The 26,221-nt window shown below is 65.2% G+C and carries 19 protein-coding genes, 3 tRNA genes and 1 pseudogene; 13 read left to right on the forward strand and 10 right to left on the reverse strand.

All coding sequences use genetic code 11. The annotated features are described in order from the left end of the window. Positions 1 to 114 precede the first annotated feature (114 nt). The 3 genes and pseudogenes from PGN37_RS05085 (at position 115) to PGN37_RS05095 (ending at position 4,947) form a co-directional block, all read left to right on the forward strand. A complete protein-coding gene (locus PGN37_RS05085; protein ID WP_335329941.1) occupies positions 115 to 816 on the forward strand; it encodes a trypsin-like peptidase domain-containing protein in 702 nt (233 codons plus the stop codon). Positions 817 to 1,101: 285 nt separating this feature from the next. Then, positions 1,102 to 1,808 (forward strand): annotated as a pseudogene (locus PGN37_RS05090) (HNH endonuclease family protein). A 73-nt stretch (positions 1,809 to 1,881) separates the two neighbouring features. Next, positions 1,882 to 4,947 (forward strand): hypothetical protein, encoded by a 3,066-nt coding sequence (locus tag PGN37_RS05095; RefSeq protein ID WP_335329942.1) that lies wholly within the window; start codon positions 1,882 to 1,884, stop codon positions 4,945 to 4,947. Positions 4,948 to 4,993: 46 nt separating this feature from the next. Here PGN37_RS05095 and PGN37_RS05100 read toward each other — a convergent pair whose 3' ends face one another. After that, on the reverse strand, positions 4,994 to 5,902 hold the full coding sequence (locus tag PGN37_RS05100) for an abortive infection family protein (protein ID WP_335330088.1): 909 nt from the start codon (positions 5,900 to 5,902) through the stop codon (positions 4,994 to 4,996). A 198-nt stretch (positions 5,903 to 6,100) separates the two neighbouring features. Then, positions 6,101 to 6,183: transfer RNA gene (locus PGN37_RS05105), tRNA-Leu, on the reverse strand. A gap of 226 nt (positions 6,184 to 6,409) precedes the next feature. Here PGN37_RS05105 and PGN37_RS05110 point away from each other — a divergent pair. The 7 genes from PGN37_RS05110 to pknB all read left to right on the forward strand — a co-directional run bounded on the left by PGN37_RS05110 (position 6,410) and on the right by pknB (position 16,024). Further along, positions 6,410 to 7,831 carry a DUF3662 and FHA domain-containing protein gene (locus PGN37_RS05110; protein WP_335329943.1) on the forward strand — a complete coding sequence of 474 codons (1,422 nt, stop codon included), beginning with the start codon at positions 6,410 to 6,412 and terminating at the stop codon, positions 7,829 to 7,831. 123 nt (positions 7,832 to 7,954) lie between these two features. Next, complete coding sequence (locus PGN37_RS05115; protein ID WP_335329944.1) at positions 7,955 to 8,419, forward strand: FHA domain-containing protein FhaB/FipA; 465 nt, start codon at positions 7,955 to 7,957, stop codon at positions 8,417 to 8,419. After that, a complete protein-coding gene (locus tag PGN37_RS05120; RefSeq protein ID WP_335329945.1) occupies positions 8,416 to 9,951 on the forward strand; it encodes a PP2C family protein-serine/threonine phosphatase in 1,536 nt (511 codons plus the stop codon). Before PGN37_RS05115 ends, PGN37_RS05120 begins: the two co-directional genes overlap by 4 nt. Further along, the gene (locus PGN37_RS05125) at positions 9,948 to 11,360 is read left to right on the forward strand and encodes an FtsW/RodA/SpoVE family cell cycle protein (protein ID WP_335329946.1); all 1,413 of its coding nucleotides are present in this window, start codon (positions 9,948 to 9,950) and stop codon (positions 11,358 to 11,360) included. The genes PGN37_RS05120 and PGN37_RS05125 overlap by 4 nt, the downstream gene beginning before the upstream one ends. Beyond that, on the forward strand, positions 11,357 to 12,832 hold the full coding sequence (gene pbpA, locus PGN37_RS05130) for a D,D-transpeptidase PbpA (RefSeq protein WP_335329947.1): 1,476 nt from the start codon (positions 11,357 to 11,359) through the stop codon (positions 12,830 to 12,832). The genes PGN37_RS05125 and pbpA overlap by 4 nt, the downstream gene beginning before the upstream one ends. Before the next feature lie 55 nt (positions 12,833 to 12,887). After that, positions 12,888 to 14,168, forward strand: a complete 1,281-nt coding sequence (locus tag PGN37_RS05135) for a protein kinase domain-containing protein (RefSeq protein WP_335329948.1) — start codon at positions 12,888 to 12,890, stop codon at positions 14,166 to 14,168. Continuing rightward, positions 14,165 to 16,024, forward strand: coding sequence for a Stk1 family PASTA domain-containing Ser/Thr kinase (gene pknB, locus PGN37_RS05140; protein ID WP_335329949.1), 1,860 nt, complete (start codon positions 14,165 to 14,167; stop codon positions 16,022 to 16,024). The genes PGN37_RS05135 and pknB overlap by 4 nt, the downstream gene beginning before the upstream one ends. Here the strand turns inward: pknB and PGN37_RS05145 are convergent. Continuing rightward, the gene (locus PGN37_RS05145; protein ID WP_335329950.1) at positions 16,002 to 16,676 is read right to left on the reverse strand and encodes an aminodeoxychorismate/anthranilate synthase component II; all 675 of its coding nucleotides are present in this window, start codon (positions 16,674 to 16,676) and stop codon (positions 16,002 to 16,004) included. The genes pknB and PGN37_RS05145 overlap by 23 nt on opposite strands. 22 nt (positions 16,677 to 16,698) lie before the next feature. Beyond that, positions 16,699 to 17,460: a DUF881 domain-containing protein gene (locus PGN37_RS05150; protein WP_335329951.1), complete on the reverse strand. Its 762-nt coding sequence runs from the start codon at positions 17,458 to 17,460 to the stop codon at positions 16,699 to 16,701. A gap of 132 nt (positions 17,461 to 17,592) precedes the next feature. Here PGN37_RS05150 and crgA point away from each other — a divergent pair, with 132 nt between their 5' ends. Beyond that, positions 17,593 to 17,874, forward strand: a complete 282-nt coding sequence (gene crgA / locus PGN37_RS05155) for a cell division protein CrgA (RefSeq protein ID WP_335329952.1) — start codon at positions 17,593 to 17,595, stop codon at positions 17,872 to 17,874. Between the two features lie 149 nt (positions 17,875 to 18,023). Further along, complete coding sequence (locus PGN37_RS05160; protein WP_335330089.1) at positions 18,024 to 18,455, forward strand: PH domain-containing protein; 432 nt, start codon at positions 18,024 to 18,026, stop codon at positions 18,453 to 18,455. A 4-nt stretch (positions 18,456 to 18,459) separates the two neighbouring features. Here PGN37_RS05160 and PGN37_RS05165 read toward each other — a convergent pair whose 3' ends face one another. Continuing rightward, the gene (locus tag PGN37_RS05165; protein WP_335329953.1) at positions 18,460 to 19,005 is read right to left on the reverse strand and encodes a peptidylprolyl isomerase; all 546 of its coding nucleotides are present in this window, start codon (positions 19,003 to 19,005) and stop codon (positions 18,460 to 18,462) included. Positions 19,006 to 19,093: 88 nt separating this feature from the next. Here PGN37_RS05165 and cwsA point away from each other — a divergent pair, with 88 nt between their 5' ends. Beyond that, positions 19,094 to 19,498 carry a cell wall synthesis protein CwsA gene (gene cwsA / locus PGN37_RS05170; RefSeq protein ID WP_335329954.1) on the forward strand — a complete coding sequence of 135 codons (405 nt, stop codon included), beginning with the start codon at positions 19,094 to 19,096 and terminating at the stop codon, positions 19,496 to 19,498. 200 nt (positions 19,499 to 19,698) lie between these two features. Here cwsA and PGN37_RS05175 read toward each other — a convergent pair. The 5 genes from PGN37_RS05175 to gyrB all read right to left on the reverse strand — a co-directional run bounded on the left by PGN37_RS05175 (position 19,699) and on the right by gyrB (position 26,159). Further along, positions 19,699 to 19,771, reverse strand: a tRNA-Ala gene (locus tag PGN37_RS05175). 134 nt (positions 19,772 to 19,905) lie between these two features. After that, a tRNA-Ile gene (locus PGN37_RS05180) sits at positions 19,906 to 19,979 on the reverse strand. A 70-nt stretch (positions 19,980 to 20,049) separates the two neighbouring features. After that, positions 20,050 to 21,012, reverse strand: a complete 963-nt coding sequence (locus PGN37_RS05185; RefSeq protein ID WP_335329955.1) for a DUF3566 domain-containing protein — start codon at positions 21,010 to 21,012, stop codon at positions 20,050 to 20,052. A gap of 10 nt (positions 21,013 to 21,022) precedes the next feature. Beyond that, positions 21,023 to 24,109 (reverse strand): intein-containing DNA gyrase subunit A, encoded by a 3,087-nt coding sequence (gyrA, locus tag PGN37_RS05190; protein ID WP_335329956.1) that lies wholly within the window; start codon positions 24,107 to 24,109, stop codon positions 21,023 to 21,025. Between the two features lie 22 nt (positions 24,110 to 24,131). After that, positions 24,132 to 26,159 carry a DNA topoisomerase (ATP-hydrolyzing) subunit B gene (gene gyrB, locus PGN37_RS05195; RefSeq protein ID WP_335329957.1) on the reverse strand — a complete coding sequence of 676 codons (2,028 nt, stop codon included), beginning with the start codon at positions 26,157 to 26,159 and terminating at the stop codon, positions 24,132 to 24,134. Positions 26,160 to 26,221 lie beyond the last annotated feature (62 nt).

The following is a 26,221-nucleotide window of genomic DNA, read 5'->3' on the forward strand; positions in this document are numbered from 1 at the left end:
CGAAGAACTGTGTGGCGGTGTCGTGGATACGACTGAGACGCGGTAGGCAGCAAAGCCGCGTGGTAGCCGACGTGACGGGCCGGTTCTGTCGACGCTGCGGCCTACGCTCTGCCCATGGCGGTTGTTCCCGTTCAGTGCTGGATGCGCACGTTCAAGGTCGAGTACACCGGCGGCGCGGCGTCGGCGTTCGTGATCAACCACCAAGACCGGCAGTGGCTGATCACGGCCAAGCACGTAGCCGACGCCGCAGTCCGCAATGGCGTCGCTGCCCTCACCCTCACTGGGGAGAACGGGCTCGACGTCGAGCTGTCGGGACCTTTGGTGCCGGTCCCGCTGGTCGAGGCCGGACCGGATATCGCGGTGTTCGACCTCGGCGGTAGGAAGATCGTCCGCGACGACATGACGTTGGTGCCGTCCGCTGAAGGAGTGGCACTCAGCCAGGAGGTGTTCTTCCTCGGGTTTCCGCTGACGGGCACTCTGCCCCTGATGGGCCGGCTGCCTGCGGTGAGGCGCGGGATCGTCTCGCAGCGGGCGCACCTTAATGGTGTCGTCGCCTGGATTATCGACGGCCACAACCTGCCCGGCTTCTCCGGCGGACCGTTGGTGTTCGCCAACGCCGGCGGCACGGGCTCGACGTGGCACGTGCTCGGCGTCGTCAGCGCCTACTGGTTGCACCGGATCGATGTCGAGGTAGCTGGCACCGACCTGCCGGACGGTGTCAGCTTCACCGTGCCCACCAACGCCGGTCTGGTCGTCGTCTACGACATCAAGCACGCGGTCGACGCGATCGATGCGTTCGTGAACGCCGGGGTCTGATCACCATGACGCATCCCAGCCGGGCGCGTAATGGACAGAGCGTGGGGGTGAGGAAGCGCGGTACTCGTACTCACCTGAGCGGAATCGGCTTCTGCTGCTCTCGTTGGTGCAGGTATGGGGCAACAAGTGCTACTGGTGCAAGATGCCGAAGCCGTTCCGGGACTTAGAAATAGACCACGTAGTATCCGTAACCGTCACGGGTCTGGACGGTGTTTCCGCTGCTCAAGAGCTGGATGGTATGCCGCTGACACGTGGGGCGGCGTGTCGCGGTGGTAAGCGGATTCGATGACTCGGGTGCGCATGGTTCGGCTAGCGCTGTTCACGGCGGTGGCCGTCGTGGTGGCCTATCAGACGGTTCATTCGGCGACCGAGCGGTCTCAGTTCATCGCGTCCGCCGACGTCCCCACGGTGGCTCCAGGCGAGGACGTCCTGGCCGGCGTCGCGGTGCTTCCGCTGAGGATGCGTGCGGGCGACTACCGACGTGCCGCATTTGGAGAGTCTTGGACTGACGATAATGATGCTCCGGGCGGTCACAACGGACGCGATACGCGCAACGACATCTTGGATCGCGACCTAGTGGAGAAAACCTACGTTGCAATCAGCAGGTGCCCGACGGCGGTAGCGACGGGTGTGTTGCACGATCCATACACGAGCCTGACCATTTCATTCACCCGCGGCAATCAGACAGAGCCGCAGTTCAGATCGAGCACATAGTGCCGCTTGCCTACGCCTGGGACCAAGGGGCCAGTTTTTGGCCGGACGACCTGCGTGTCCGTTTCGCAAACGATCCTGCGAATCTTGTTGCGGTGCAGGGGCAAGCGAACCAGGACAAAGGCGATAAGGAGCCAGCTCTTTGGATGCCGCCCAATGCGGCGTTTCATTGTCAGTATGCGATGCAGTTCATCGCGGTGATGCGTGGGTACAGGCTGCCGGTCGATGCACCCTCCATTCCGGCTCTGCATCAGGCGGCGAGCACGTGTCCAACACGCTGATGGGGCGCCCGTTACGGCCTGCTGTCAGTGCAGACTGGAACGCGTGCTTCCTGTTACCTCGTGGATTTGAGATATGACGTCACCGATACAACTCGCGGCACAGATCCGTTTTCACCTATCCCACCTTGGTGAGACCAACGATCATCACGCGTTTGAGAAGATTTGCTTGGGACTTGCAAAGCGCCGAATTGTTAGCAACCTGATGCCGGCGACAGGTCCCGTCTCTGCGGGCGGAGACGGGGGACGCGACGCCGAGAGCTACTGGTCGGCTCTGGCGGACGAGTTGCCGGGCACGTCACTGTTCACTGCCCTGGCGACGAATGACCGTGTCGTATTGGCTGCAACGATTCAACGCGACAGCGTGCCGAGCAAGATCCAGTCCGATCTCGACAAGATCTGCACGTCGGGTTCATCGGTAGATCGGGTTCTGTTCTTCTCGGTGGAGCCGGTACCCGTAGCCAAGAGACATGAGTTGCAGGCACGCGCCCGCTCGGAACATAGCGTTGAGTTGGACATTTGGGATGCGCAGGCGATCGCTGAAGAATTATCGAGCCATGACTTGTTTTTTCTTGCGGCCGAGCATCTTCACCTACCGTCTTCGCTGCAGCCAGAGATTGACGTTGATCAGCACCAACTTCCCGAGTGGTATCTGAATTTACGCCAGGCTTGGCGCAGCGGGAGTGCACGATCCGGGACCATGGGAGAGCTCGTAGAACTGCGAGATGCCCTGAGACACTCGACGCTCAACGATGCTGCGCGGGCGGACCTTCCCGAATGGCTCGACTATGCGCGACAACTGCAAGACTTGGCGACGCAGCGAGATGTATTGAGCCGCATCGACTACGAGATCATTCTCATTACGGCTGTGGGAATGGGCTCTCTACATGCCGTCGAACCCACACTGCGGCGCTATTTCGCGCGATACGAGGAAGCAACTCCCGATGTTGGTGAGCTGATCGACGCATTCACACTTCTGCGATTAGTCGAGGCGATGCAAGTGCGTGGCGCTACCGACATTCGAGTCGAGGAACTAGAAGGGTGGAACGACCAGATCGAGACAAGCGTGGATTCGATGCTGGCGTTGACGGATAGCCCGAACGAACAGGCATACCTTCTGACCATGGTCGCCCTTCTCGCACACGGACCCGCACCGCTGACTCAAGACGAGCTCGACGCCATCGATACAGACGAATTGCAACCGATGCCAGAGCTCTATCGCGAGTTGAACGCGACGCACCGCGCTGGCGAACCTTTCCCTGGTGCGCCGGTCGAGGCGGAGGTTCGGGACCTCAACAAGGGAATGAACGCGCTCCTCGTTCTGCTCGGTGTCTTACCTGAAGCGCCACTCGTGCCCATGGATCAACTAACGCAGTTGTTCGACATCACCTCCCCAATCTTGATCGACCACCCCGACTACACCCGCGTTCGGCAAGGCTTGGACGCCGCAACTGCCGAGCGGTCAGGCCGGGTGGCAGCCGGACACCGTGCACAGGCTCGAGCGCTCTCGCTGCTCAACGGCGGCCGTCCGATTGAAGCGCTTCGCGAAATCCACGCGGCGAAGATGTATTGGTTGCACGGCGACGCGGCCGAGGGTGCAGCGCTCATGATGCTTCTTGCCTCGCGAGTGTACGAAGAACTCCGTTTGCCAATCGCGGCGAAACAGTACGCCATGAGTGCCGTAGCTATTGCGCGCGAGAGTGCTGATCCCGAATTGATGATTCTCGTAGCGAGGGGTTTGATTCTGGCAGCTACGTATGAGCATTTATCCGGACAGTGGATGACTGCGACACATACGTTCCGAGTAGGAATTTGGGCTCAGGGGCAGTACGCCGCGGAACCGTGGAGCTTCGACCGGTACCCGTACTTTCTTGACATGCTGACCGACCAGTGCCACATTCTCAGAGTCGCAAAGGCCCTGCGGCCTGGTTTGTTGTCAGCGCTGGAAGAGATCGTAGCGTCGACCAACTTGAATGCCATGACGGAGCCAATGCTCGCCAGTGCTGCGCACATTGCTCCATTGTCGGAACCGGAGGTGGCTGCCAGTGCTGGTCATAGCGGAATGGGCCGTCCCTTCGCTGACGTAGGCCCCACGCGTGAATACAGGTGGCGAGCTAGCGACAACACGTGGTCGGTGCGAACTCCAAATGATCGGGCCCACGTCCTTGCGGCGGAGCGATTCACCGCGGCCGCGCAAATTGTGTTTGCGGGACTGGCGAGTGAGGACATGCTGCTTCTCCCCGGTCCAATTGACATTGACGTGGCGCTGATGGCCGACGACACAGATGGCCCGACCCCCATGTTCGTACCTGATGGTGCACGTGGGGGTCGAGGCCACCTAGTGCGTCTACGGGCCGCAGGAGGTTTGGAAGCCCGCGCGGTGTTGCAAGAAGTGGCTGCAGCGGTTCTGCAGGTGATTGTTGCCCAATCCCTTCTACCGCAACATGATTGGGAAGGCATCCTGGAACGCGTCTTCGACCAAGGTCTGCCTCACATGATGACCTGTGTGCGTCTCTACGACGACCTCGTGGATATCTATGACGATTCGCACTACTCGGAGCTTTCGGCTGCGGATGGTGACGCAATACGGTCGACACCTGACCAGGACCCTTCTGCCAGCGAGTACTTGATATTCCCGGCCCGACTACACAAATACTATGACGAGAACAAATCGCTTGAAGCGATCGGTTGGCGCTATGAAGATCTCGTCGTACCGGTCCGAATCACCATCAAGCGGTTGAGCCTGAGCGAAGCTTTCCGATCGATGGTCTCCGAACTTCGATCCGAGGGTTGGAAGGATTGGCACCTTCTAACAGCGATATCCAATATCGCAGTCAATTGGCGGGCGCGGGAGCGTGGCATGAATCTGACGACGACCATTACTCCGGCCGATATCCAACGGTTCGAACAGATTATGGAATCGCCTGAGTCCGAATCAGATACCGAAATACCTCTCGAAGAGTTCGCGGTCGAAGAGATGCGATTTCACTTAAGTAATGCGGCACGAGCAACTGCCCAAAATTGGGGCCTTGAAGTTCGCCGCAATCCGATAGCTCCGTCGGCTTTGCTCGACGTGCTGGGCTCGAGATTCAATTACTGGTCTGACGACGTGCAGCATGAGCCTGTCTTCGAATGGCCGTGAGGACGTGAAGGCTGGCGTGAGATCCTAAGTTCGAGTCGTCCACCGGCTACCCGGGCGTGCCATGTATCCAGAACAAACTCTGCGAAGTGACCGTTGCGTTCGGCGCCAATCGTGTGTGCCTTGCAGGTGCCACACTCCGGGTCGACTGCCCATGGCCAATTCCTAGCTCGTTGCGTAGCTCGGCCAACGACTGGATTGTGGTGACGAGCGTGCGCAAGATCTGTTGCGCGGACTCACTTCCCTTCGCACTTTGCGGAACCGAATCTGCCTTCAGCTCAAGCAGATTGGCAACGTACCGATAGAGCTGAGGAATGTCGTGCCGCTGCCCGTACGCCACGCCAGAGTGGTCAAGAATGATCCTGAACAAGCTCTCGACCAGATTCTTCGACGAAGAGATCGCTGCGGCCGGATCTGAGCTGAGATTGTCACGGATGCGTACAAGGTGCTCGTCTAGCACCTCCGGGTCGGTCAGGAGTTCACGTTCGCGGAGCCGAAGGTCCGGGCTTGCGCCGTGAAAGGAGTCGCGACGGCGCCATCCGTAGACAGCATGGCCACTGATCCAGTCAGCTGGGTACAGCTCGTAACCGTCTCTGGCGAGGGCTCCGTTGAAAGAGTTGAGAAGTCTGCCGACCTCCTCCTCATCGGGTCTCACCAACGGGTGCAGCATCTTAGCGAGGAACTGCAGCACGAGTTCGTCATCGCCGTGCTGCAACCCGAAGCGGCTGTCGGTAAACACCCAGTCATCCGGCCAGTCTTCAGGTTTGTTCACGCGACGCTGCCGGATATCGCCTCCTGCTGACTTGTACCTCGAATCAGTGCTCGGCACTGAGTCCAAGTCGTAAGGCGCGGCAAGAACTCGGGCTCTTCCAACCGCCCCTCCCACAGCACCTTGACAGAGAGTGATCGTGTCAAAGATCCTTCGGCGCGTGACCGGGGTGATGAGCTTCGTCGGCAGGCTTGCAACTCCTTAAGCCTGGACCGACTCACCATCGATGTGGAGTGGGTACGCTTCCACGATCATGGGACTTACGCGAGAAAGTCCCCACGGTGCCTGAGGTCGCACCAGCGGTCCGCCTCATCACCAAAACACAAAGGTCACGACCCATTTCTGGATCGTGACCTTTTGCGTCGCAGTTCATAGAACCGCTCAGTGTGGGCGAAGGGGGACTTGAACCCCCACGTCCCGAAGGACACTGGCACCTGAAGCCAGCGCGTCTGCCATTCCGCCACTCGCCCGAAACAACCGGGGGAGCCTATCACGCAGGCAACCCCGGGCTCCAACCGTACGTCGGCGGGCCCCCGAACACCAAAACCGCTGCTCTCACACCTGTGACCAGGAGCGATGCAATTCTCAGAGTTCTGAGAGTCACGACGGGGTACAGGTGGCCGATAGCATGCTTGGAAGCATCGCTGCCAGCCGACACGCTGGCGGCTTTTCACTGTCGAGGAGGCGAGCCGCAACATGGGTCTGGTCGATCGATTCGAGCGCAAGCTCGAGGATTCGGTCGGCAATGCCTTTGCCCGGGTCTTCGGCGGGTCGATCGTGCCGGCCGAGGTCGAGTCGCTGCTGCGGCGTGAAGCCGAGACCGGGGCTCGCGAAGTGCACGGCGGCTACGTTTTGGCGCCGAACGACTACGTCATTACCCTCAGTGTGCCTGACTATCAGAAGGTGAGTGCCGACCCGGACATCACCCCGACCACGTTCGCCAAGCACCTGGAGGGCTTCATCCATGAGCAGGGGTGGCAAACGTATGGTGATGTGGTTGTCCGATTCGAACAATCGCCCAGCCTGCACACCGGACAGTTTCGCGCGCGCGGTGCGGTCAATCCCGACTCGACCTCGGATCCACCTGCCCCACCACCTCGAGATCACTCGTCCCACGCAGAACCAGGAGTACGACCGATGAGCGACAATCCGACCTATCGCGGCGGCCAGGGGCCGGGGCGGCCCGGGGATGACTACTACCCCCGTCCCGACGACGACCGCTACCCCCGCCAGGAGGATCGCGGCGGCTACCCGCCGGCCGATCAAGGTGGCTACCCGTCTGGTGAGCACGGTGGGTACCCGCCGGCCGATCAGGGCGGCTACCCGCCCCCCGGCGAGCAGGGCTACCCCCAGCGCGGCGGTTACCCCGACCAGGGTGGCTACTCGGATCAGGGCGGCTACCCCGAACAGGGCGGTTACCCGGCCTCGTACGACCAGCGCCCGCCGGCCGGCTACGGCCCGCCCCCGGGCGGCTACCCCGACCAGGGCTACCGCCCCGGTCCCGGCGGCTACGGCCCGCCGCAGGGTGGCCAGCACGGATACGGACCCCAGGGCGGGGCTCCCGCCGGCGACTACGACTACGGGCGTCGCCCGTCCTACCCCGATCAGGGTGGCTACCCGGATCAGGGCGGGTACGGCGGTGGCTACGGACGTCAGGATGGCCGCCAGGAGTACGGGCAGCCCGACTACGGCCGCTACGGCGAGGCCCCGGCCGGTTACGCCGACCAGGGTTACGGCGAGCAGGGTGGCTACGGGGGCGACCAGGGTGGTTACGGCGGCGCTGGTTACGGCGGCGGCTACGGCGCCAGCCAGGGCGAATACCCGTCCGCCGGTTCGACCGTCACGCTGCAGCTCGACGACGGCAGCGGGCGCACCTATCAGTTGCGCGAGGGCGCCAACGTCATCGGCCGCGGTCAGGACGCTCAGTTCCGGCTTCCCGACACGGGTGTGTCACGTCGTCATCTCGAGATCCGCTGGGACGGCCAAGTGGCGCTATTGTCAGACCTCAACTCCACCAACGGCACCACGGTGAACAACGCGCCCGTTCAGGAGTGGCAGCTGGCTGACGGCGACGTGATCCGGCTGGGCCACTCTGAGATCATCGTTCGCGTTCACTGAGGATCGCCGCGCGGGACGGCGGTGACGTGGCGATCACGTCTACCGCCGTCTGCGTATGGTGGCGGGGCCGACAGGGCACCGACGATCGCGCGAGGAGCATGACCCGGACGGAGAGGACGTCAGATGCAGGGGCTGATGCTGCAACTGACGCGCGTCGGCTTCCTGCTGCTGCTCTGGCTCTTCATCTGGTCGGTTCTGCGCATCCTGCGCACCGACATCTATGCGCCTACGGGCGCGGTGATGATGCGCCGTGGCCTCGCGCTACGCGGCACACTGCTACCGACCAAAGACCGCAGTGTCGCCCGGCAACTGGTCGTCACCGAGGGCACACTGGCCGGCACCAGGATTCCGCTGGGCACCCAACCGGTGCTGATCGGCCGTGCCGATGACTCCACACTGGTGCTGACCGACGATTACGCGTCGACGCGCCATGCCAGACTCTCGCCACGAGGTCCGGAATGGTACGTCGAGGACCTAGGATCGACCAACGGCACATACCTCGACAGGGCGAAGGTGACAACGGCAGTACGCGTTCCGATGGGCACACCGGTGCGAATCGGCAAGACAGTGATCGAGCTGCGCCCGTGACCCTCGTGCTTCGATACGCCGCCCGCAGCGACCGCGGTCTGGTGCGCGCCAACAACGAGGACTCCGTCTACGCGGGAGCGCGACTGCTGGCGCTCGCCGACGGGATGGGCGGCCACGCCGCCGGTGAGGTCGCCTCGCAACTGGTGATCGCCGCACTTGCGCACCTCGACGACGACGAGCCAGGTGGTGACTTGCTCAGCAAGCTCGATGCCGCGGTGCGCGAAGGCAACTCGGCGATCGCGGCGCACGTCGAGGCCGATCCCGAGCTCGACGGTATGGGCACCACGCTCACCGCGATCCTGTTCGCCGGCAACCGCCTTGGCATGGTCCACATCGGTGACTCCCGTGGGTATCTGATGCGCGACGGCGAACTCACCCAGATCACCAAGGACGACACGTTCGTCCAGACCCTCGTCGACGAAGGTCGCATCACCGCCGAAGAGGCGCACAGCCATCCGCAGCGCTCGCTGATCATGCGGGCGCTGACCGGACACGAGGTCGAACCCACGCTGATCATGCGGGAGGCGCGCGCCGGAGACAGGTACCTCCTGTGCTCCGACGGGCTGTCCGATCCGGTCAGCCACGACACCATCGCCGAGGCACTGCAGATCGCCGATGTGGCCGAAAGCGCCGACCGGCTCATCGAATTGGCCCTGCGCGGTGGCGGACCGGACAACGTCACCGTGGTCGTGGCCGACGTCGTCGACGTCACCAACCACGACTTCGGGCAGACACAGCCGATTCTCGCCGGAGCGGTCTCGGGCGCGGACGACCAGACCGCGCCGCCCAACACCGCGGCCGGACGCGCGTCGGCCTTCAATCCGAAACGCAATGCCGCCAAACCTGTTGTGCAGCAACCTGAAGAACCGCCGCCGCGCCCCCGCTCACGACGCCGCATCTATCTTGCGGTGGCTGTGTTGGTCTTGGCGGTGCTCGCCGGTTTGGCGGTCGCACGGGAAATCGTCCGCAACAACTACTACGTCAGCGAACACGACGGCGTCGTCTCGATCATGCGCGGTGTTCAAGGCTCCTTTCTCGGAATCGCTCTCCAGGAGCCGTATCTGCTGGGCTGCCTGAACGCCCGCAACGAATTGTCTCTCATCAGTGCCGATCAGCCGCACGACAATCTGGGCTGCCGACTGTTGGCCGTCGGGGACATGCGGCAGTCCGAGCGGGCCCAGGTGGTCGCCGGGTTGCCGTCGGGCACCCTTGACGACGCCATCGGCCAGATCGAAGAACTGTCGCGCAGTTCCGTGCTCCCGGTGTGCGCGCCACCGACCCCTGCGACCTCCAGCCGTCCCACGCCGCCGCCCACCCCGCGGCCGTCGACCACACCGGCCCCGGGAAGTCCTGCGCCGAGCCCAGATCCGACGTCGTCGACGGCGACACCCGCCCCGGAGACGCCGCGCACCGTGACGTCATCGCCGACACCGGCACCCGCACCGAGTCCGTCACCCACGCCGTCGCCCACCGTGACGGCGCTGCCTCCCCCACCGCCTCAACCGGGAACGAACTGCCGGGAAGTGGCATGACGACCCAACCGCAGTCCCCGGTTGCGGTGACACCGGCCCTGCCGAACCGCCGCAATGCCGAAGTCTTCCTGCTCGGTTTCGCCGCATTCATCACCACGGTGGCGTTGCTCCTCGTCGAGGCCAACCAGGAACAGGGGCTGCGCTGGGATCTCGCGCAGTACACCGTCGCGTACCTGGCGTTGTTCGCCGGCGCGCACCTCGCGGTGCGGCGCTTCGCCCCCTACGCCGATCCCCTGCTGCTGCCTGTGGTGGCGCTGCTGAATGGCTTGGGACTGGTCATGATTCACCGTCTCGACCTGGCCGCCGGTGAGCCCACCGCGCGTGGCCTGGGGGGTACCGCCAACCAGCAGATGCTGTGGACGCTCGTGGGCGTCATCGGGTTCTCGCTCGTGGTGATCTTCCTCAGCGATCACCGGCTGCTCTCCCGGTACGGCTACGTGTGCGGGTTGGCGGGTCTGATCCTGCTCGTCATCCCCGCGGTGCTGCCCAGCTCGATGTCCGAGCAGAACGGCGCCAAGATCTGGATTCGGTTGCCTGGCTTCTCGATTCAGCCCGCCGAGTTCTCCAAGATCCTGCTGCTGATCTTCTTCGCCTCGGTGCTGGTGTCGAAGCGCAACCTGTTCACCAGCGCGGGCAAGCACGTCCTCGGCATGGACCTGCCACGGCCGCGCGACCTCGCCCCGCTGCTGGCCGCCTGGATCGCCTCGATCGGTGTGATGGTCTTCGAAAAGGACCTCGGCACATCACTTCTGCTGTACGCGTCGTTCCTCGTGCTGGTCTACATCGCCACCGAGCGGTTCAGCTGGGTGGTGCTCGGGCTGAGCCTGTTCGCCGTCGGAAGTGTGATCGCCTACTACGTCTTCGATCACGTTCGGGTGCGCGTGCAGACATGGCAGGACCCGTTCGCTGATCCCGACGGCGCCGGCTACCAGATGGTGCAGTCCCTGTTCAGTTTCGCGACCGGCGGGATCTTCGGGACCGGACTGGGCAACGGCCAACCCGGGACCGTGCCCGCCGCTTCGACCGACTTCATCATCGCCGCCGTCGGTGAAGAGCTGGGCCTCGTCGGCCTGGCCGCGGTGCTGATGCTCTACACGATCGTGGTGATCCGCGGCATGCGCACCGCGATTGCCGTGCGTGACAGCTTCGGCAAGCTCCTCGCCGCCGGGCTGGCTGCCACCCTGGGCATCCAACTGTTCATCGTCGTCGGCGGCGTCACCAAACTCATCCCGCTGACCGGCCTCACCACGCCATGGATGTCCTACGGCGGCTCGTCCCTCGTGGCGAACTACCTACTGCTCGCGATCCTGGTCCGCATCTCGCACAATGCCCGTCGCCCGCTCGACGGCCGCGGCACTCCCCCGGGCCCGATCGCCGCGGCGAGCACCGAGGTGATCGAGAAGGTATGAACACCTCCCTGCGCCGAATCTCGGTCATGATCATGGGTCTGGTCGTGCTGCTACTCGCCAACGTGACACTCACCCAGGTCTTCACCGCCGACGGCCTGCGGTCGGATCCGCGCAACCAGCGCGTGCTGCTCGACGAATACTCGCGCCAGCGCGGCCAGATCTCCGCCGGCGGGCAGCTACTGGCGTACTCGGTGTCCACCGACGGCCGGTTCCGATTTCTGCGCGTCTACCCCAACCCGCAGACCTATGCGCCGGTGACCGGGTTCTACTCGCTGAGCTACTCGAGCACCGGGCTGGAGCGCGCCGAGGACACGATTCTCAACGGCTCCGACCAGCGCCTCTTCGGACGCCGCCTGGCCGACTTCTTCACCGGCCGCGACCCCCGCGGCGGCAACGTCGCGACGACGATCCGCCCCGAGGTGCAGCAGGCAGCATGGGATGCGATGGACAAGGGCTGCAACGGGCCGTGCAAGGGCGCCGTCGTCGCCCTCGAGCCGTCGACGGGCAAGATCCTGGCAATGGTCTCGGCGCCGTCTTACGACCCGAACCTGCTGGCCACCCATGATGTGAACCAGCAGGAGCAGGCCTGGCAGCGCCTCCGCGACGACCCGAACTCGCCGCTGCTCAACCGCGCGATCTCGGAGACCTACCCGCCGGGATCGACGTTCAAGGTGATCACCACCGCCGCGGCGCTGCAGAACCGAGCCACCCCCGACACCCAGGTGACGGCCGCGCCGCAGATCGCGCTGCCCGACAGCACGGCCACGCTGGAGAACTTCGGGGGCTCGTCCTGCGGAGGCGCCCCGACTACGTCGTTGCAGTACGCGTTCGCGCACTCGTGCAACACCGCATTCGTCCAGCTCGGTATCGACACCGGCGCAGACGCGCTGCGTGACGCCGCGCAGAGTTTCGGGGTGGACACCCCGCCCGCTCCGATTCCGCTGCAGGTCGCCGAGTCGACGCTGGGACCGGTGCCCGACGCCGCGGCTCTGGGCATGTCCAGCATCGGTCAGAAGGACGTTGCGCTGACGCCACTGCAGAACGCGATGGTCGCCGCGACCGTGGCCAACAAGGGGGTCACCATGCAGCCCTACCTGGTCGACAGCCTCAAAGGTCCCGACCTGTCGAACATCGCCACCACGGCGCCCAGCGAAGTGCGGCGAGCGATCCCCGAACCGGTCGCAGATACACTTACGAACTTGATGGTCGCCGCCGAGCAGGTGACTCAGCAGAAGGGAGCCATCGCCGGCGTGCAGATCGCATCGAAAACCGGCACTGCGGAACATGGCACTGACCCGCGCAACACGCCCCCGCATGCCTGGTACATCGCCTTTGCGCCTGCTCAGGCACCCAAAGTGGCGGTGGCGGTACTAGTCGAGAACGGCGGTGACCGCCTCGACGCCACTGGCGGCGCGGTGGCAGCCCCGATCGGCCGCGCGACGATCGCTGCGGCCCTGAGGCAGGCCTCATGATGACGAAGGCGAGGCGAGAAATGAGCCGCCGAAGCCGAGCGCAGCGAGGCGAGAAATGAGCCCCCGCGTCGGAGTGACTCTGAAGGGTCGATACCGGCTGCAGCGACTGATCGCCACCGGCGGCATGGGCCAGGTGTGGGAAGGCATCGACACGCGCCTGGGCCGCCGCGTCGCGATCAAGGTGCTCAAGGCCGAGTACTCCGAGGACACCGAGTTCGTCGAACGGTTCCGCGCCGAGGCCCGCACCGTCGCGATGCTCAACCACCCGGGCATCGCCGGGGTGTACGACTACGACGAGACCGACATGGACGGCGAGGGCCGCACCGCCTACCTGGTCATGGAGCTCGTCAACGGCGAGCCGTTGAACTCCGTTCTCAAGCGCACCGGTCGGCTCTCGCTGCGGCACGCCCTCGACATGCTCGAGCAGACCGGTCGCGCCCTACAGGTCGCCCACACCGCGGGACTGGTGCACCGCGACGTCAAACCGGGCAACATCCTGATCACTCCCACCGGCCAGGTGAAGCTGACCGACTTCGGCATCGCCAAGGCCGTCGACGCGGCCCCCGTCACGCAGACCGGCATGGTCATGGGGACCGCGCAGTACATCGCGCCCGAGCAGGCCCTGGGCCATGACGCCACCGCGGCCAGCGACGTCTACTCCCTGGGAGTCGTTGGCTACGAAGCAGTTTCGGGCAAGCGGCCGTTCACCGGCGACGGTGCTCTGACGGTCGCGATGAAGCACATCAAGGAAACTCCTCCCCCGCTCCCCGCCGACCTGCCGCCGAACGTGCGCGAACTGATCGAGATCACGCTCGTGAAGAACCCCGGCATGCGGTACAAGTCGGGCGGCCCGTTCGCCGACGCCGTGGCCGCCGTACGCGCCGGCCGGCGGCCACCCCGGCCCAACGCAGCTCCGGCGATCGGGCGTGCGGCCCCGGCCGCGGTCAAGCCGACCATCGCGCCCAGTCCCGCCCAGCCGACCGGACGCGCGCCCGCCGCTGCGCCACGCACCCGGACCACCGGCAGCCACCACCGTTCGGCCCCACCAGCGCGACGCACCTTCTCCTCGGGGCAGCGGGCCCTGCTGTGGGCCGCCGGCGTGCTCGGCGCGCTCGCCATCGTCATCGCGATTCTGATCGTGCTCAACGCCCAGGACCGCAAGGACCGCGCACCTGCGCCGGCCACGGTGACCGAGACACCCTCCGCGACCACCGAAACACCTGCTGCCGCACCGGCTCTGACGTTCGATGACGACGGCGTCGTACGCATGTGGGTAGCGCGTGCCGTTCAACCCGCGCTGCCCCCGGCAGCGCCGCACCACCGAGAACTGACATGACGACGCCCCAGCACCTGTCCGACCGCTACGAAGTCGGCGAGATCCTCGGCTTCGGCGGTATGTCCGAAGTCCACCTGGCGCGAGACCTGCGCCTGCACCGCGACGTCGCGATCAAGGTGCTGCGTGCCGACCTCGCGCGCGACCCGAGCTTCTACCTGCGTTTCCGCCGCGAAGCGCAGAACGCCGCGGCGCTGAACCATCCGGCGATAGTCGCCGTCTACGACACCGGCGAGGCCGACACCCCGACGGGCCCGCTGCCCTACATCGTGATGGAGTACGTCGACGGCGTGACGCTGCGCGACATCGTGCACAGCGAGGGCCCGATGCCGGCCAAGCGGGCGATCGAGGTGATCGCCGATGCGTGCCAGGCGCTTAACTTCAGCCACCAGCACGGCATCATCCACCGCGACGTCAAGCCGGCGAACATCATGATCAGCAAGACCGGCGCGGTGAAGGTGATGGACTTCGGTATCGCCCGCGCCATCGCCGACGCCGGTAACCCCGTCACGCAGACGGCCGCGGTGATCGGCACCGCGCAGTACCTGTCCCCCGAGCAGGCGCGCGGGGTGAAGGTCGACGCGCGCTCGGATGTGTACTCGCTCGGCTGCGTGCTGTACGAAATGCTCACGGGCGAGCCACCTTTCGTCGGTGATTCCCCTGTCGCGGTGGCCTACCAGCACGTCCGCGAGGACCCGGTGCCGCCGTCGGCGCGCCACGCCGACATCTCCCCCGACCTCGACGCCGTCGTGCTCAAGGCACTGTCGAAGAATCCGGACAACCGCTACCAGACAGCCGCGGAGATGCGTGCCGATCTGGTCAAGGTGCACAGCGGCGAGCGGCCCGACGCCCCGAAGATCTTCACGGACGCCGAGCGCACCTCGCTGCTGTCGGCCACGCCGCCGCGCACCGGTCCGGTGTCCCATCAGCCGCGCTATCAGCCCAAGGAACGGTCCGGATCGGTCGGCAAGTGGGTCGTGGCGGTGGCGGTGCTCGCCGTCCTCACCGTGCTCGTCACGATCGCGATCAACTCGTTCGGCGGGGACACCCGCGATGTCCAGGTGCCCGATGTCACGGGTCAAGCGTCCGCCGACGCGATTGCGGCCCTGCAGAACCGGGGATTCACGGTCAACACAGTGCCGAAGCCCGATTCCGAGGTGCCGCCCGAACACGTAATCAACACCGACCCGGCCGCGAACGCATCCGTGGCCGCCGGTTCCGAGATCACAGTGAACGTGTCGTACGGACCGCAGCAGGCTGAGGTGCCCGACGTGGCAGGCCAGACCTATGCCGATGCGGTGCGCAAGCTGACCGACTCGGGGTTCAGTCGATTCCGACAGACCACGTCGGCCTCGTTGCCGGAACAGAAAGACCGGGTGCTCTCCACAGTGCCGCCGGCCAACCAGACGTCGGCGATCACGAACGAGATCGTCATCGTGGTCGGCAAGGGCCCGGCGACCGCCATCGTGCCCGACTGCGTGGGGCAGACCATCGAGGTCTGCCAGCAGATCATGACGGCTTCCGGCTTCACCAAGACGGTCCCGGTCCAGGTGGACAGCACCACGGCCGCGGGGCAGATCATCGGCAGCGACCCGGCAGCCGGTCAGACCATCCCGCAGGACACCGTCATCCAGATCCAGGTGTCGCGGGGCAACCAGTTCGTCATGCCGGACCTGACGGGCCAGTTCTGGACCGACGCCGAACCGCGACTGCGCGCTCTGGGTTGGACGGGCGTGCTGGACAAGGGTGCAGACGTGCAGAACAGCGGGCAACGGACCAACGCCGTCGTCTCCCAGACCCCGCCCGCAGGTTCCGCGGTGACTTACGGCTCCAGGATCACGCTGAACTTCGCGTCGTAGCCGCCGCCACGGCTGTCGCGACCTCGTTCTCGAGCCGCGCCACCAGCGCCTCGTCGGGGGCGGCGCCGCAGTCGGCAAGCCAGTTGGCGAGCATGCGGTGTCCGCCCTGGGTGAGGATCGACTCCGGGTGGAACTGCACGCCGTGGATCGGCAGTTCCACGTGGCGCACACCCATCACCACACCGCCCTCTGTCTGCGCGATCACCTCGAGATCGGCCGGCATCGTCTCGGGCAGGATCGTCAGCGAGTGGTAGCGCGTCGCGACGAACGGATCCGGAAGCCCGCGGAGAACCCCGCGGTCGGTGTGGAAGACGGTGCTGGTCTTGCCGTGCAGCAGCTCCGGCGCACGATCCACGGTGCCGCCGAACGCCACGCCGATGGCCTGGTGCCCGAGACACACGCCGAGCAGGGGAGCGGCGGCCGAGGCACAGGCGTGGACCAGGGGTATGGACGCCCCGGCGCGCTCCGGGGTCCCGGGGCCGGGGCTCAGCAGCACCCCGTCGAACTCGTCGGCGACCGCGGCGACGGCCTCGTCGGAGGACAGGCGTTCGTCGTCGTTGCGCCAGACCTGCGCGTCCACCCCGAGCTGGCCCAGGTACTGGACGAGGTTGAACACGAAGCTGTCGTAGTTGTCGACGACGAGAACCTGCATGCGCCCAGGATACGGCGGCACGTCAGTACCCCAGGGGTCCCATCGGCTGGGCGTACTTCATCGTGATCGGAGCGGTGTAGCCGACGAGCTCCACGTCCCGCGCTTCCTCCTGATAGCCCAGGCCGAACCGGACCGCGTACTGCTTGTACAACGTGACCAGCGGTGCCTCGGACAGGGCGCGCTGCATGGCCGCGGCGTCACCGATCGCGGTGACGACATAGGGCGGGCTGTACGTGCGTCCGTTGAGCAGCAGGGTGTTCCCGACGCAGCGGGGCGCCGACGTCGCGATCAGGCGTTGGTCCTGCATCTGGATGCCTTCCGCACCGGCGCTCCACAGTGCGTTCAGGACAGCCTGGATGTCCTGCTGGTGGACGACGAGGTCGTCGGGTGACGCGTCACGGGGAAATCGGCCCTGAGCGTCGCGCTGGGCGTCGTTGAGGGTGACGACGAGGCCGGGGCCCCGCATCGGGGTCAGCCCACCGTCGGGGGCCAACGCGTCGGCGCGACCGGAGATGGCCGTCAGCGCCGCCGCCGCACTGGGGGAGCCGCCGTGGTGATTCTCGATCTGCGGGCTCAGCGAGTCGCGCTCGGCGGTCAGACGGTCCACCGACTGCTGGGTCTCACGGACCAGGTCGACAAGTCGCGGGGCATCGCTGCGCCGGATCTCGTCTCCGCCGGAGACGCTGTAGGTGGCGCCGAGCAGCAGGCCGGCCGCCACGCAGACCACGGGGACACCCCAGCGCCAGGCCGAGCGCGAGCGAACGGTTCGGTCACGGACGTCCATCGGTTGCGTCTCTCCAGGAGTCGAGGCTGATCGCGGCTGCGTTAGGCTCTGTCGTACACATCGTCGCCGTACGTATCGTCGTCGTACATATCGTTCCTGCTTATCGTCGCACCGAACCGTCCGAAGGTACCCATGCCCAAGTCCAAGGTCCGCAAGAAAAACGACTTCACCATCAACCCGGTGAGCCGTACGCCGGTCAAGGTCAAGGCCGGCCCGTCGAGCGTGTGGTTCGTGGTGCTGTTCTGCGGCCTGATGCTGCTCGGACTGGCGTGGCTGATCGTGTTCCAGTTGGCCGGCAGCGGCCCGGACGTGCCCAGCTTCCTGCAGTGGATGAGCAACCTGAACGTGTGGAACTACGCGATCGCGTTCGGCTTCATGATGACCGGTTTGCTGCTCACGATGCGCTGGCGGTGACGGGAGTCTGCCCCGTCCGCGTGTCCCGGCGGTCGTCCGCCGTTCGACCGCATGCAACCTGCCCGTAACCAGATCACATCGATGTTATTCATCCCCACTGTGGATAGCACTTGTGGATAACGGGGTAAGCCCCGGTAGGAGGGTGTGAACTGTCCACCCAGCAAACAACTTGGAGTCCGCCGACGGCAGGCATCGTCGGGGCCGCCGGGGTGGGCATTCTCCTGGCTGTCGGCGTTGTGACGCTGGTCACAGACCTGCCAGGGCGCATTTTGATCGGTACCGCGGCCGTGGGTTTGCTCGTGTTCGCAGCGCTGTCGTGGCGCGCTCGTCCAAAACTGGCAATCGAATCCGATGCTCTGCTCTACCGCGGGTGGATCAGCACGCGACGGCTGACCCGGGCCGACATCAGCCTGATCCGCATCACCGAATTCCGGCGGATCGGGCGCACGGTGCGACTGCTGGAGATCGACACGATCGACGACCGACTCCTCGTGCTGAGCCGGTGGGATGTGGGCACGAACCCACTGCGAGTGCTCGATGCGTTGACCGACGCCGGCTTCGCGCGCGGCGCCGGTCGCTAGCCGGTCAGGAGATCGTGACCGACTCGATGACCACGGGATCGGTCGGGCGATCGCTGCGGTCGGTCGCCGTCGTGGCGATCGCGTCGACCACCTTCTGCGACTCCGGATCGACGACCTCACCGAAGATGGTGTGGCGACGGTTCAGGTGCGGAGTCTTGCCGACGGTGATGAAGAACTGCGAGCCGTTGGTGCCCGGCCCGGCGTTGGCCATCGCCAGCAGATAGGGCTTGTCGAACTGCAGCTCGGGGTGGAACTCGTCGGCGAACTGGTAGCCCGGGCCGCCGCGACCGGTGCCGGTCGGGTCGCCGCCCTGGATCATGAATCCGTCGATGATGCGGTGGAAGACGGCGCCGTCGTAGAACGGACCCGACGAGCCGCCCGAGGCGTTCTCGGTGCTGTAGTCCTTGGTGCCCTGGGACAGGCCGACGAAATTGGCCACGGTCTTGGGGGCGTGGTTTCCGAACAGGGCGATCTTGATGTCACCGCGGTTGGTGTGCAGGGTCGCGGTCGCTGTCTGAATGGGGCTCGTCACGGAAAGCCAGTCTGCCACGCGGCTCTGAAGCCCAACCGGGCACCGTGGGGTTGGCGGAGATGGCAGGCTGATGCTCGTTGTCATCCGGTGCCGAGAAAGGTGGGCCATGAGCTCCAAGACCCGAGTCCGACTGACCCCGAGCCAGCGGCTCAGCCGCGGCCTGAAGTACTCGACGGTGGGCCCGGTGGACGTGACCCGGGGCGCCGTGGGTATCGGGGTGAACTCGGTGCGTTCGTCGGCCTCGTGGATCGGCCAGAAGTACCGCAGCAGTGACGTGGCTCAGCAGGTCAAGGACGAGCTGGCCGCGGCCCAGGAGGCCGTGGTGAACCTGCCAGAGACGCTCGAGAACCTGCGCGCGCCGAAGCGCCGCCGCCGGCCACGGCTGGTCGTGGTCGCCGTGGGCGTGGCGGTCCTCGCCGGGGGAGCGGCGGCGTTCTCGATCGTCCGCCGCTCGACACAGCCGGAGCCCTCGCCGTTGCCGCCGAGCGTCGAGGTCACCCCCAAGCCGTAGCGGGGAGCGCAGAGCCGCTGTGCGCCATGGTTTTTCCCGCGTGAAGATCAACGCTGAAATTTCACGGTTGAGACGTCAACCGTGAAATTTCGCGTTGAGAATTCGCGACGGGTTACACCGGTGTCAGTGCGATCGGGACGGAGGGACGGCGCTGACCGGCCCTGGGTAGGGCGCGTCAGACGTAGACCGGATTGTGATTGTGGAGCCTAGGAGATTCGAACTCCTGACATCTGCCTTGCAAAGGCAGCGCTCTACCAACTGAGCTAAGGCCCCTCGTCAGGAAGGTGCATCGGCGAGGGTGTGCCAGATTTCGGGACTGTGCTGGGTCCGCCACACCATCAGCGCGGCGGCCGCGGCAATGCCGGCCACGAGAAGCAGCATCACCTTCATCGATGTGTACCTTTCCGTGGGGCTAGGAGGACTCGAACCTCCGACCTCTTCGTTATCAGCGAAGCGCTCTAACCGCCTGAGCTATAGCCCCGTTCCACCGTCATCAATCGCACGGCCGAGCAGCGAGATTACCTCACCGACAACCCGACTCCCAAACCAGCTCAGTCGCGGTCGGCCAGCGTGACCTCGACACCGCCCACGAGGTCGGTGGTCAAGTTGTAGATGAACGCGCCGATCGTCGCTGCCGCGGCCAACAGCACGATGTTGACCAGGCCGATCAACGCCGCACCACCGAAGATCGTGCTCGCCGACACCAGCTCGCCACCGGAACTGCCGCTGGCACTGGTCAGCAGGTCACCGACGTTGCTGTTCAGCTTGCTCCACACACCCATGCCGCCCAGCACCAGGTACAGGAACGCCACCGCGATCATCCACACGAAGAAGAGCGCCACCGACAACACCAGTGACACCTTCAGAGCGCTCCACGGATCCACGCGGCGGATCTGCATGCTGGCCCGCACCGGTCCGGCGTGCTGACGCGGCCCCACCTGTACACCCCGGTTCGCGGGCGCCTTCTGCGGCGGCTTCGCCGTCGACTCACTCGGCCGCTCCGCGGGCTTGCGCTGCTGCGCGGACCGGGGGAGAGGACCCGAGAGGTCGGGGAGCTCGCTGGCGTACGCCGCGCCTCCGGGGCCGTCAGTGCGGGTCGGAGGTTCCGGACGGTGCACGTCGGTGCGCGCGGCCTCCGAACGGTTGCCCTCCGGACGCGGCTCGGGCCGCGGTTCCGGACGCGACTCCGGGCGGTTGCTTTCGGAACGCGACTCCGGGCGCTGCGCCTCAGGCCGGTCACCCCGCGGTGCCTGCTCGCCCTCCGGGCCGCCCGCGATGAAACGGTTCGACCGCGCATCGAGCCCGCCCTGAGCGTCAGGTGCCTGCTGCTGACGGGCCCGCGCCTGCGGGCCCCGCTGCCACGGCGGCACATCGCTGTGCTCAGCCCCGCGAGCCGACGCCTGGGGCGGCGGACCGCTGTGGCTCGGCGCCGGTGTCCCCGGCCCCGACCCGTTGCCGGCCCCGCCGGAGGCCTCACCCGTACGCGGGTGCCCCGGCTCGTTCGGTGAGCTCACTGCCCGCTCCTCACTCCTGCGTCGTCGGCTCGTCGCCGATGTCGGTGTCGACCTCGTCGGTACCGTCGCCCTCTTCGGCGTTGCGCGCGATCGCGATCAGGGTGTCGCCGTCACCGAGGTTCATCAACCGGACGCCCTTGGTCTGGCGGCCGGCCTTGCGAACCTGTCGCGCGGCGGTCCGGATGACGCCCCCACCTGAGGTGATGGCATACAACTCGGTCTCGTCGTCGACGATCAACGCGCCCACAAGAGTGCCACGACGCTTGTCGAACATGATGGTCAGCACCCCCTTGCCGCCGCGGCCCTGGACGGGGTACTCCTCGATCGCGGTGCGCTTGGCGTACCCACCGGACGTCGCCACCAGCAGGTACGTGTCCGGCTGGACCACGTTGAGCGACAGCAGGACATCGTCGGTGTTGAAACGCATGCCCTGCACACCGGAGGTGGCGCGACCCATCGGTCGCAGTGCCTCATCGGTGGCAGAGAACCGGATCGACTGGCCGTTGGCCGACACCAGCAGCAGGTCGTCCTCACTGGAACACAGCACCGCGCCGACGAGTTCGTCGCCGTCACGCAGGTTGACCGCCACGATGCCGCCGGAGCGGTTCGAGTCGAAGTCGACCAGACGCGACTTCTTCACCAGGCCGTTGCGGGTCGCCAGCACCAGATACGGCGCATCCTCGTATCCCTTGATCTGGATGACCTGGGCGATGCGCTCTTCCGGCTGGAACGCCAGCAGGTTGGCCACGTGCTGACCCCGCGCGGTACGCGACGCCTCGGGCAGGTCGTACGCCTTGGCGCGGTACACCCGGCCCTGCGTGGTGAAGAACAGGATCCAGTCGTGGGTGGAGCAGACGAAGAAGTGATTGACGATGTCGTCCTGCTTGAGCCCTGCGCCCTGCACGCCCTTGCCGCCGCGCTTCTGGCTGCGGTAGAGATCGGTCTTCGTGCGCTTGGCGTAACCGGTCTCGGTGATCGTGACCACGACGTCCTCGCGGGCGATCAGATCCTCGTCGGCCACCTCACCGTCGGCGGGGATGATCCGCGTACGTCGGTCGTCGCCGTACTTGTCGACGATCTCCTTGAGCTCGTCGCGCACGATCGCGCGCTGCCGCTCCGGCTTGGCCAGGATGTCCTCGAGGTCGGCTATCTCGGCCTCGATCTTGGCCAGATCGTCGATGATGCGCTGACGTTCCAGGGCGGCGAGGCGCCGCAGCTGCATGTCCAGGATCGCCTGGGCCTGGATCTCGTCGACGTCGAGCAACTCGATCAGGCCCTGACGCGCCACGTCGACGTTGGCCGACGCACGGATCAACGCGATCACCTCGTCGAGTGCGTCGAGCGCCTTGACCAGACCACGCAGGATGTGGGCCCGCTCATTGGCTTTGCGCAACCGGTAGCGCGTGCGTCGGACGATGACGTCCAACTGGTGGTTGACGTAGTGGCGGATCAGCTGATCCAGGCGCAGCGTGCGCGGCACGCCGTCCACGATCGACAGCATGTTGGCGCCGAAGCTGGTCTGCAGCTGGGTGTGCTTGTAGAGGTTGTTCAGCACCACCTTCGCGACCGCATCGCGCTTGACCTCCACGACGATTCGCAGACCCACGCGATCGCTGGACTGGTCCTCGATGTTGGAGATCCCGGTGAGCCTGCCGTCGCGCACCTGCTCGGCGATCGAGGTGATGAAGTTGTCGTGGTTGACCTGATAGGGGAGTTCGGTGATCACCAGCGAGGTCCGCCCGCGCGAATCCTCTTCGATCTCCACCACGCCGCGCATCCGGATCGAGCCGCGGCCCGTGTGGTAGGTGTCCGAAATCCCTTGCGAGCCAACGATCAAACCATGGGTCGGGAAGTCCGGGCCCTTGACGTGCTCGCAGACCGCGGCGAGCGTCGCTTCCTCGTCGGCTTCGTGATTCTCCAGGCACCAGTAGACCGCGTCGGCCAGCTCACGCAGATTGTGCGGCGGCATGTTGGTGGCCATACCGACGGCGATACCGCCCGAACCGTTGGCGAGCAGGTTCGGGAACCGGCTCGGCAGAACCGTCGGCTCTTGCACCCGGCCGTCATAGTTCGGAATGAAATCGACTGTCTCCTCGTCGATTTCACGCAGCATCTCCATGGCCAGGGGAGTCAACCGGGCTTCGGTGTTGTGGCTGACGAAACCGTTGGTGATGAAGGAGTGGTCGTCGGTGTCCACGCGCAGGCTGTACACCGGTTGGACTCCCGCATCCGTTACAGATGCAACGCGCGCATAGTAAAAGCGGCCATCCGTCAGTTCAGCGGCGATGGCACGGACATCAGGATCGGAGCCATGCAGGGTTCGCAGCTTCTCGAGTGCACGGTTTATGACGGATTTCGATGAAATCTCGTCACAATCCGTACATTCGCGGAGCAGTACAGCCACGTCATTCGGCGCGATCTCTTCGATCAGCTTCCACAAGAGCGTTGGCACACCACCCACGTCGACGAGACACAGCAGCGGATGGTTCGCCGTCCCGGTGACCTCATAGCCTTCAGCGGTTCTCACCCTGAAAGTTTGATGCTCACCAGAATGGAACAGCTTGTCAGCGACCACGGGATTGCCGTGCCGATCGAGAACCTTCATCTCGATGTCGTTGTCAGAATTCGGCCGAGCGCTGGGAACCACGTCTCCGATGCGTACGGTCTGCCCGAACGGTAAACGCACCTGGGCGTCTGCTGTGACGCAGTACCTCATCGCGGCCGGGGGATCGTTGCCCGGCGAGCCGAAGTTGCCCTGCCCGTCGACCAGCGGGTAGCGCAACGACCACGGCTGCGCCATCCGGACCAGGGTGTCGTAGATCGACGAATCACCGTGCGGGTGATAGTTACCCATCGTCTCGGCCACCGAGCGCGCGGACTTGGCGTGGCCGCGGTCGGGCCGGAAACCGGAGTCGAACATGGCGTAGAGCACGCGGCGGTGCACCGGCTTGAGGCCGTCGCGGACCTCCGGCAGTGCGCGGCCGACGATCACGCTCATCGCATAGTCGATGTAGCTGCGCTGCATCTCCTGCTGGATGTCGACCGGTTCGATCCGGTCGCCGGCTTCGTCGCCGGGCGGCAGGGTGGTGTCAGTCATGGAGTTTCCTCAGCCTCTGGGGTTAAACGTCAAGGAAGCGAACGTCTTTGGCGTTGCGGGTGATGAAGCTGCGCCGGGCCTCGACGTCCTCGCCCATCAAGATGGAGAACAGCTCGTCAGCGGCTGCCGCGTCATCGAGGGTGACCTGACGCAGCACTCGCACCGACGGATCCATGGTGGTCTCCCACAGCTCCTTGGCGTCCATCTCACCCAGACCCTTGTAGCGCTGAATGCCGTCGTCGACGTTGATCCGCTTGCCCGCGGCACGACCGGCCTCGAGCAGTCCGTCACGTTCCCGGTCGGAGTAGGCGAACTCAGGCTCGGAGCGCTGCCATTTCAGTTTGTACAGCGGGGGCTGCGCCAAGAAGATGTGCCCGTTCTCCACCAGCGGCTTCATGAACCGGAACAGCAGCGTCAGCAGCAGCGTCGAGATGTGCTGGCCGTCGACATCCGCGTCGGCCATCAGCACGATCTTGTGATAGCGCAGTTTGGCCAGATCGAATTCGTCGTGAATACCCGTGCCCAGCGCGGTGATGATCGCCTGCACTTCGGTGTTCTTCAGCACGCGGTCGATGCGGGCCTTCTCGACGTTGATGATCTTGCCGCGCAACGGCAGGATCGCCTGGAACATCGAGTCGCGGCCGCTCTTGGCCGAGCCGCCGGCCGAATCACCCTCCACCACATACAGTTCCGACTTCGTGGGATCCGTGGAGCGGCAATCCGCCAGCTTGCCGGGCAGACCACCGATGTCGGTGGCGCTCTTGCGACGCACCAGCTCACGCGCCTTACGCGCGGCCATGCGAGCCTGCGCCGACGACACCGCTTTGTTCACAACGGTTTTCGCTTCAGCTGGATTCGCCTCGAACCAGTGGGTGAGCTGCTCGTTGCAGATCTTCTGCACGAACGACTTGACCTCGGTGTTGCCGAGCTTGGTCTTGGTCTGACCCTCGAACTGCGGTTGCGACACCTTCACCGAGATGACCGCGGCCAATCCTTCACGGATGTCGTCGCCGGTGAGATTCGGATCCTTTTCCTTGAGCAGCTTCTTGTCTTTGGCGTACTTGTTCACCACCGAGGTGAGTGCGGCGCGGAAGCCCTCCTCGTGCGTGCCGCCCTCGTGGGTGTTGATCGTGTTGGCGAAGGTGTGGACCGACTCGGAGTAACCGGCATTCCACTGCATCGCGATCTCGACCTCGTGACCGGGACCCTTACCGTCGAAGTCGATGACGCTGGGCTGGATCGCGGTCTTGGTCCGATTGATGTGCTTGACGAAGTCCACCAGTCCGCCGGGGTAGTGGAACACCCGATGCTTGACCTTCTGCGGGGCCGCCTTTTCGGCGGCCTTCTCCTCGGCGGACTTCGGTGCCTCGGCGTGATCACTGACGACGTCGTCGACGACCTCTTCGGGTGCGACTCGCTCATCGGTCAGCTCGATGGTCAGCCCCTTGTTGAGGAACGCCATTTCCTGCAGACGACGGGCGATGGTCTCGAAGTCGTAGGTGGTGGTCTCGAAGATGTCCGGGTCTGCCCAGAACCGGATCGTGCTGCCTGTCTTGGTGGACGGTTCGCCTTTACGCAGCGTTCCCGGTACCGACTTGTCGTAGGTTTGGTGCCACTCGAAGCCGTCTTTGTGGATGTCGGCCTCGAGCTTGGTCGACAACGCGTTGACGACGGAGACGCCCACGCCGTGCAGACCGCCGGAGACCTGATAGGCACCCTCTTCGAACTTGCCACCGGCATGGAGCACGGTCATGACGACGTCGATGGTCGGGATACCGGTCGCGTGCATCGCCACGGGGATGCCGCGGCCGTCGTCGGTGACCTGTACGCCGCCGTCTTCGAGAATTCGCACGTCGACCTTGGTGGCGAAGCCGGCCATGGCCTCGTCGACCGCGTTGTCGACGACTTCCCAGATCAGGTGGTGCAGGCCGCGCTCACCGGTGGAACCGATGTACATACCGGGCCGCTTGCGAACCGCTTCCAGACCCTCGAGCACCTTGATCGAATCGGCGCCGTACTCGCTGGGAGCATTGTTCTTCTGGGCAGCCACGTTGAGCGGGTCTCCTTGGTCTTGGGCAGGCAGGGGCCTGCACGGGGAATCTGACGACCCCC

It is taken from the genome of Mycobacterium kyogaense (genome assembly GCF_036946525.1).
GTDB classification, from domain to species: Bacteria; Actinomycetota; Actinomycetes; order Mycobacteriales; family Mycobacteriaceae; genus Mycobacterium; species Mycobacterium kyogaense_A.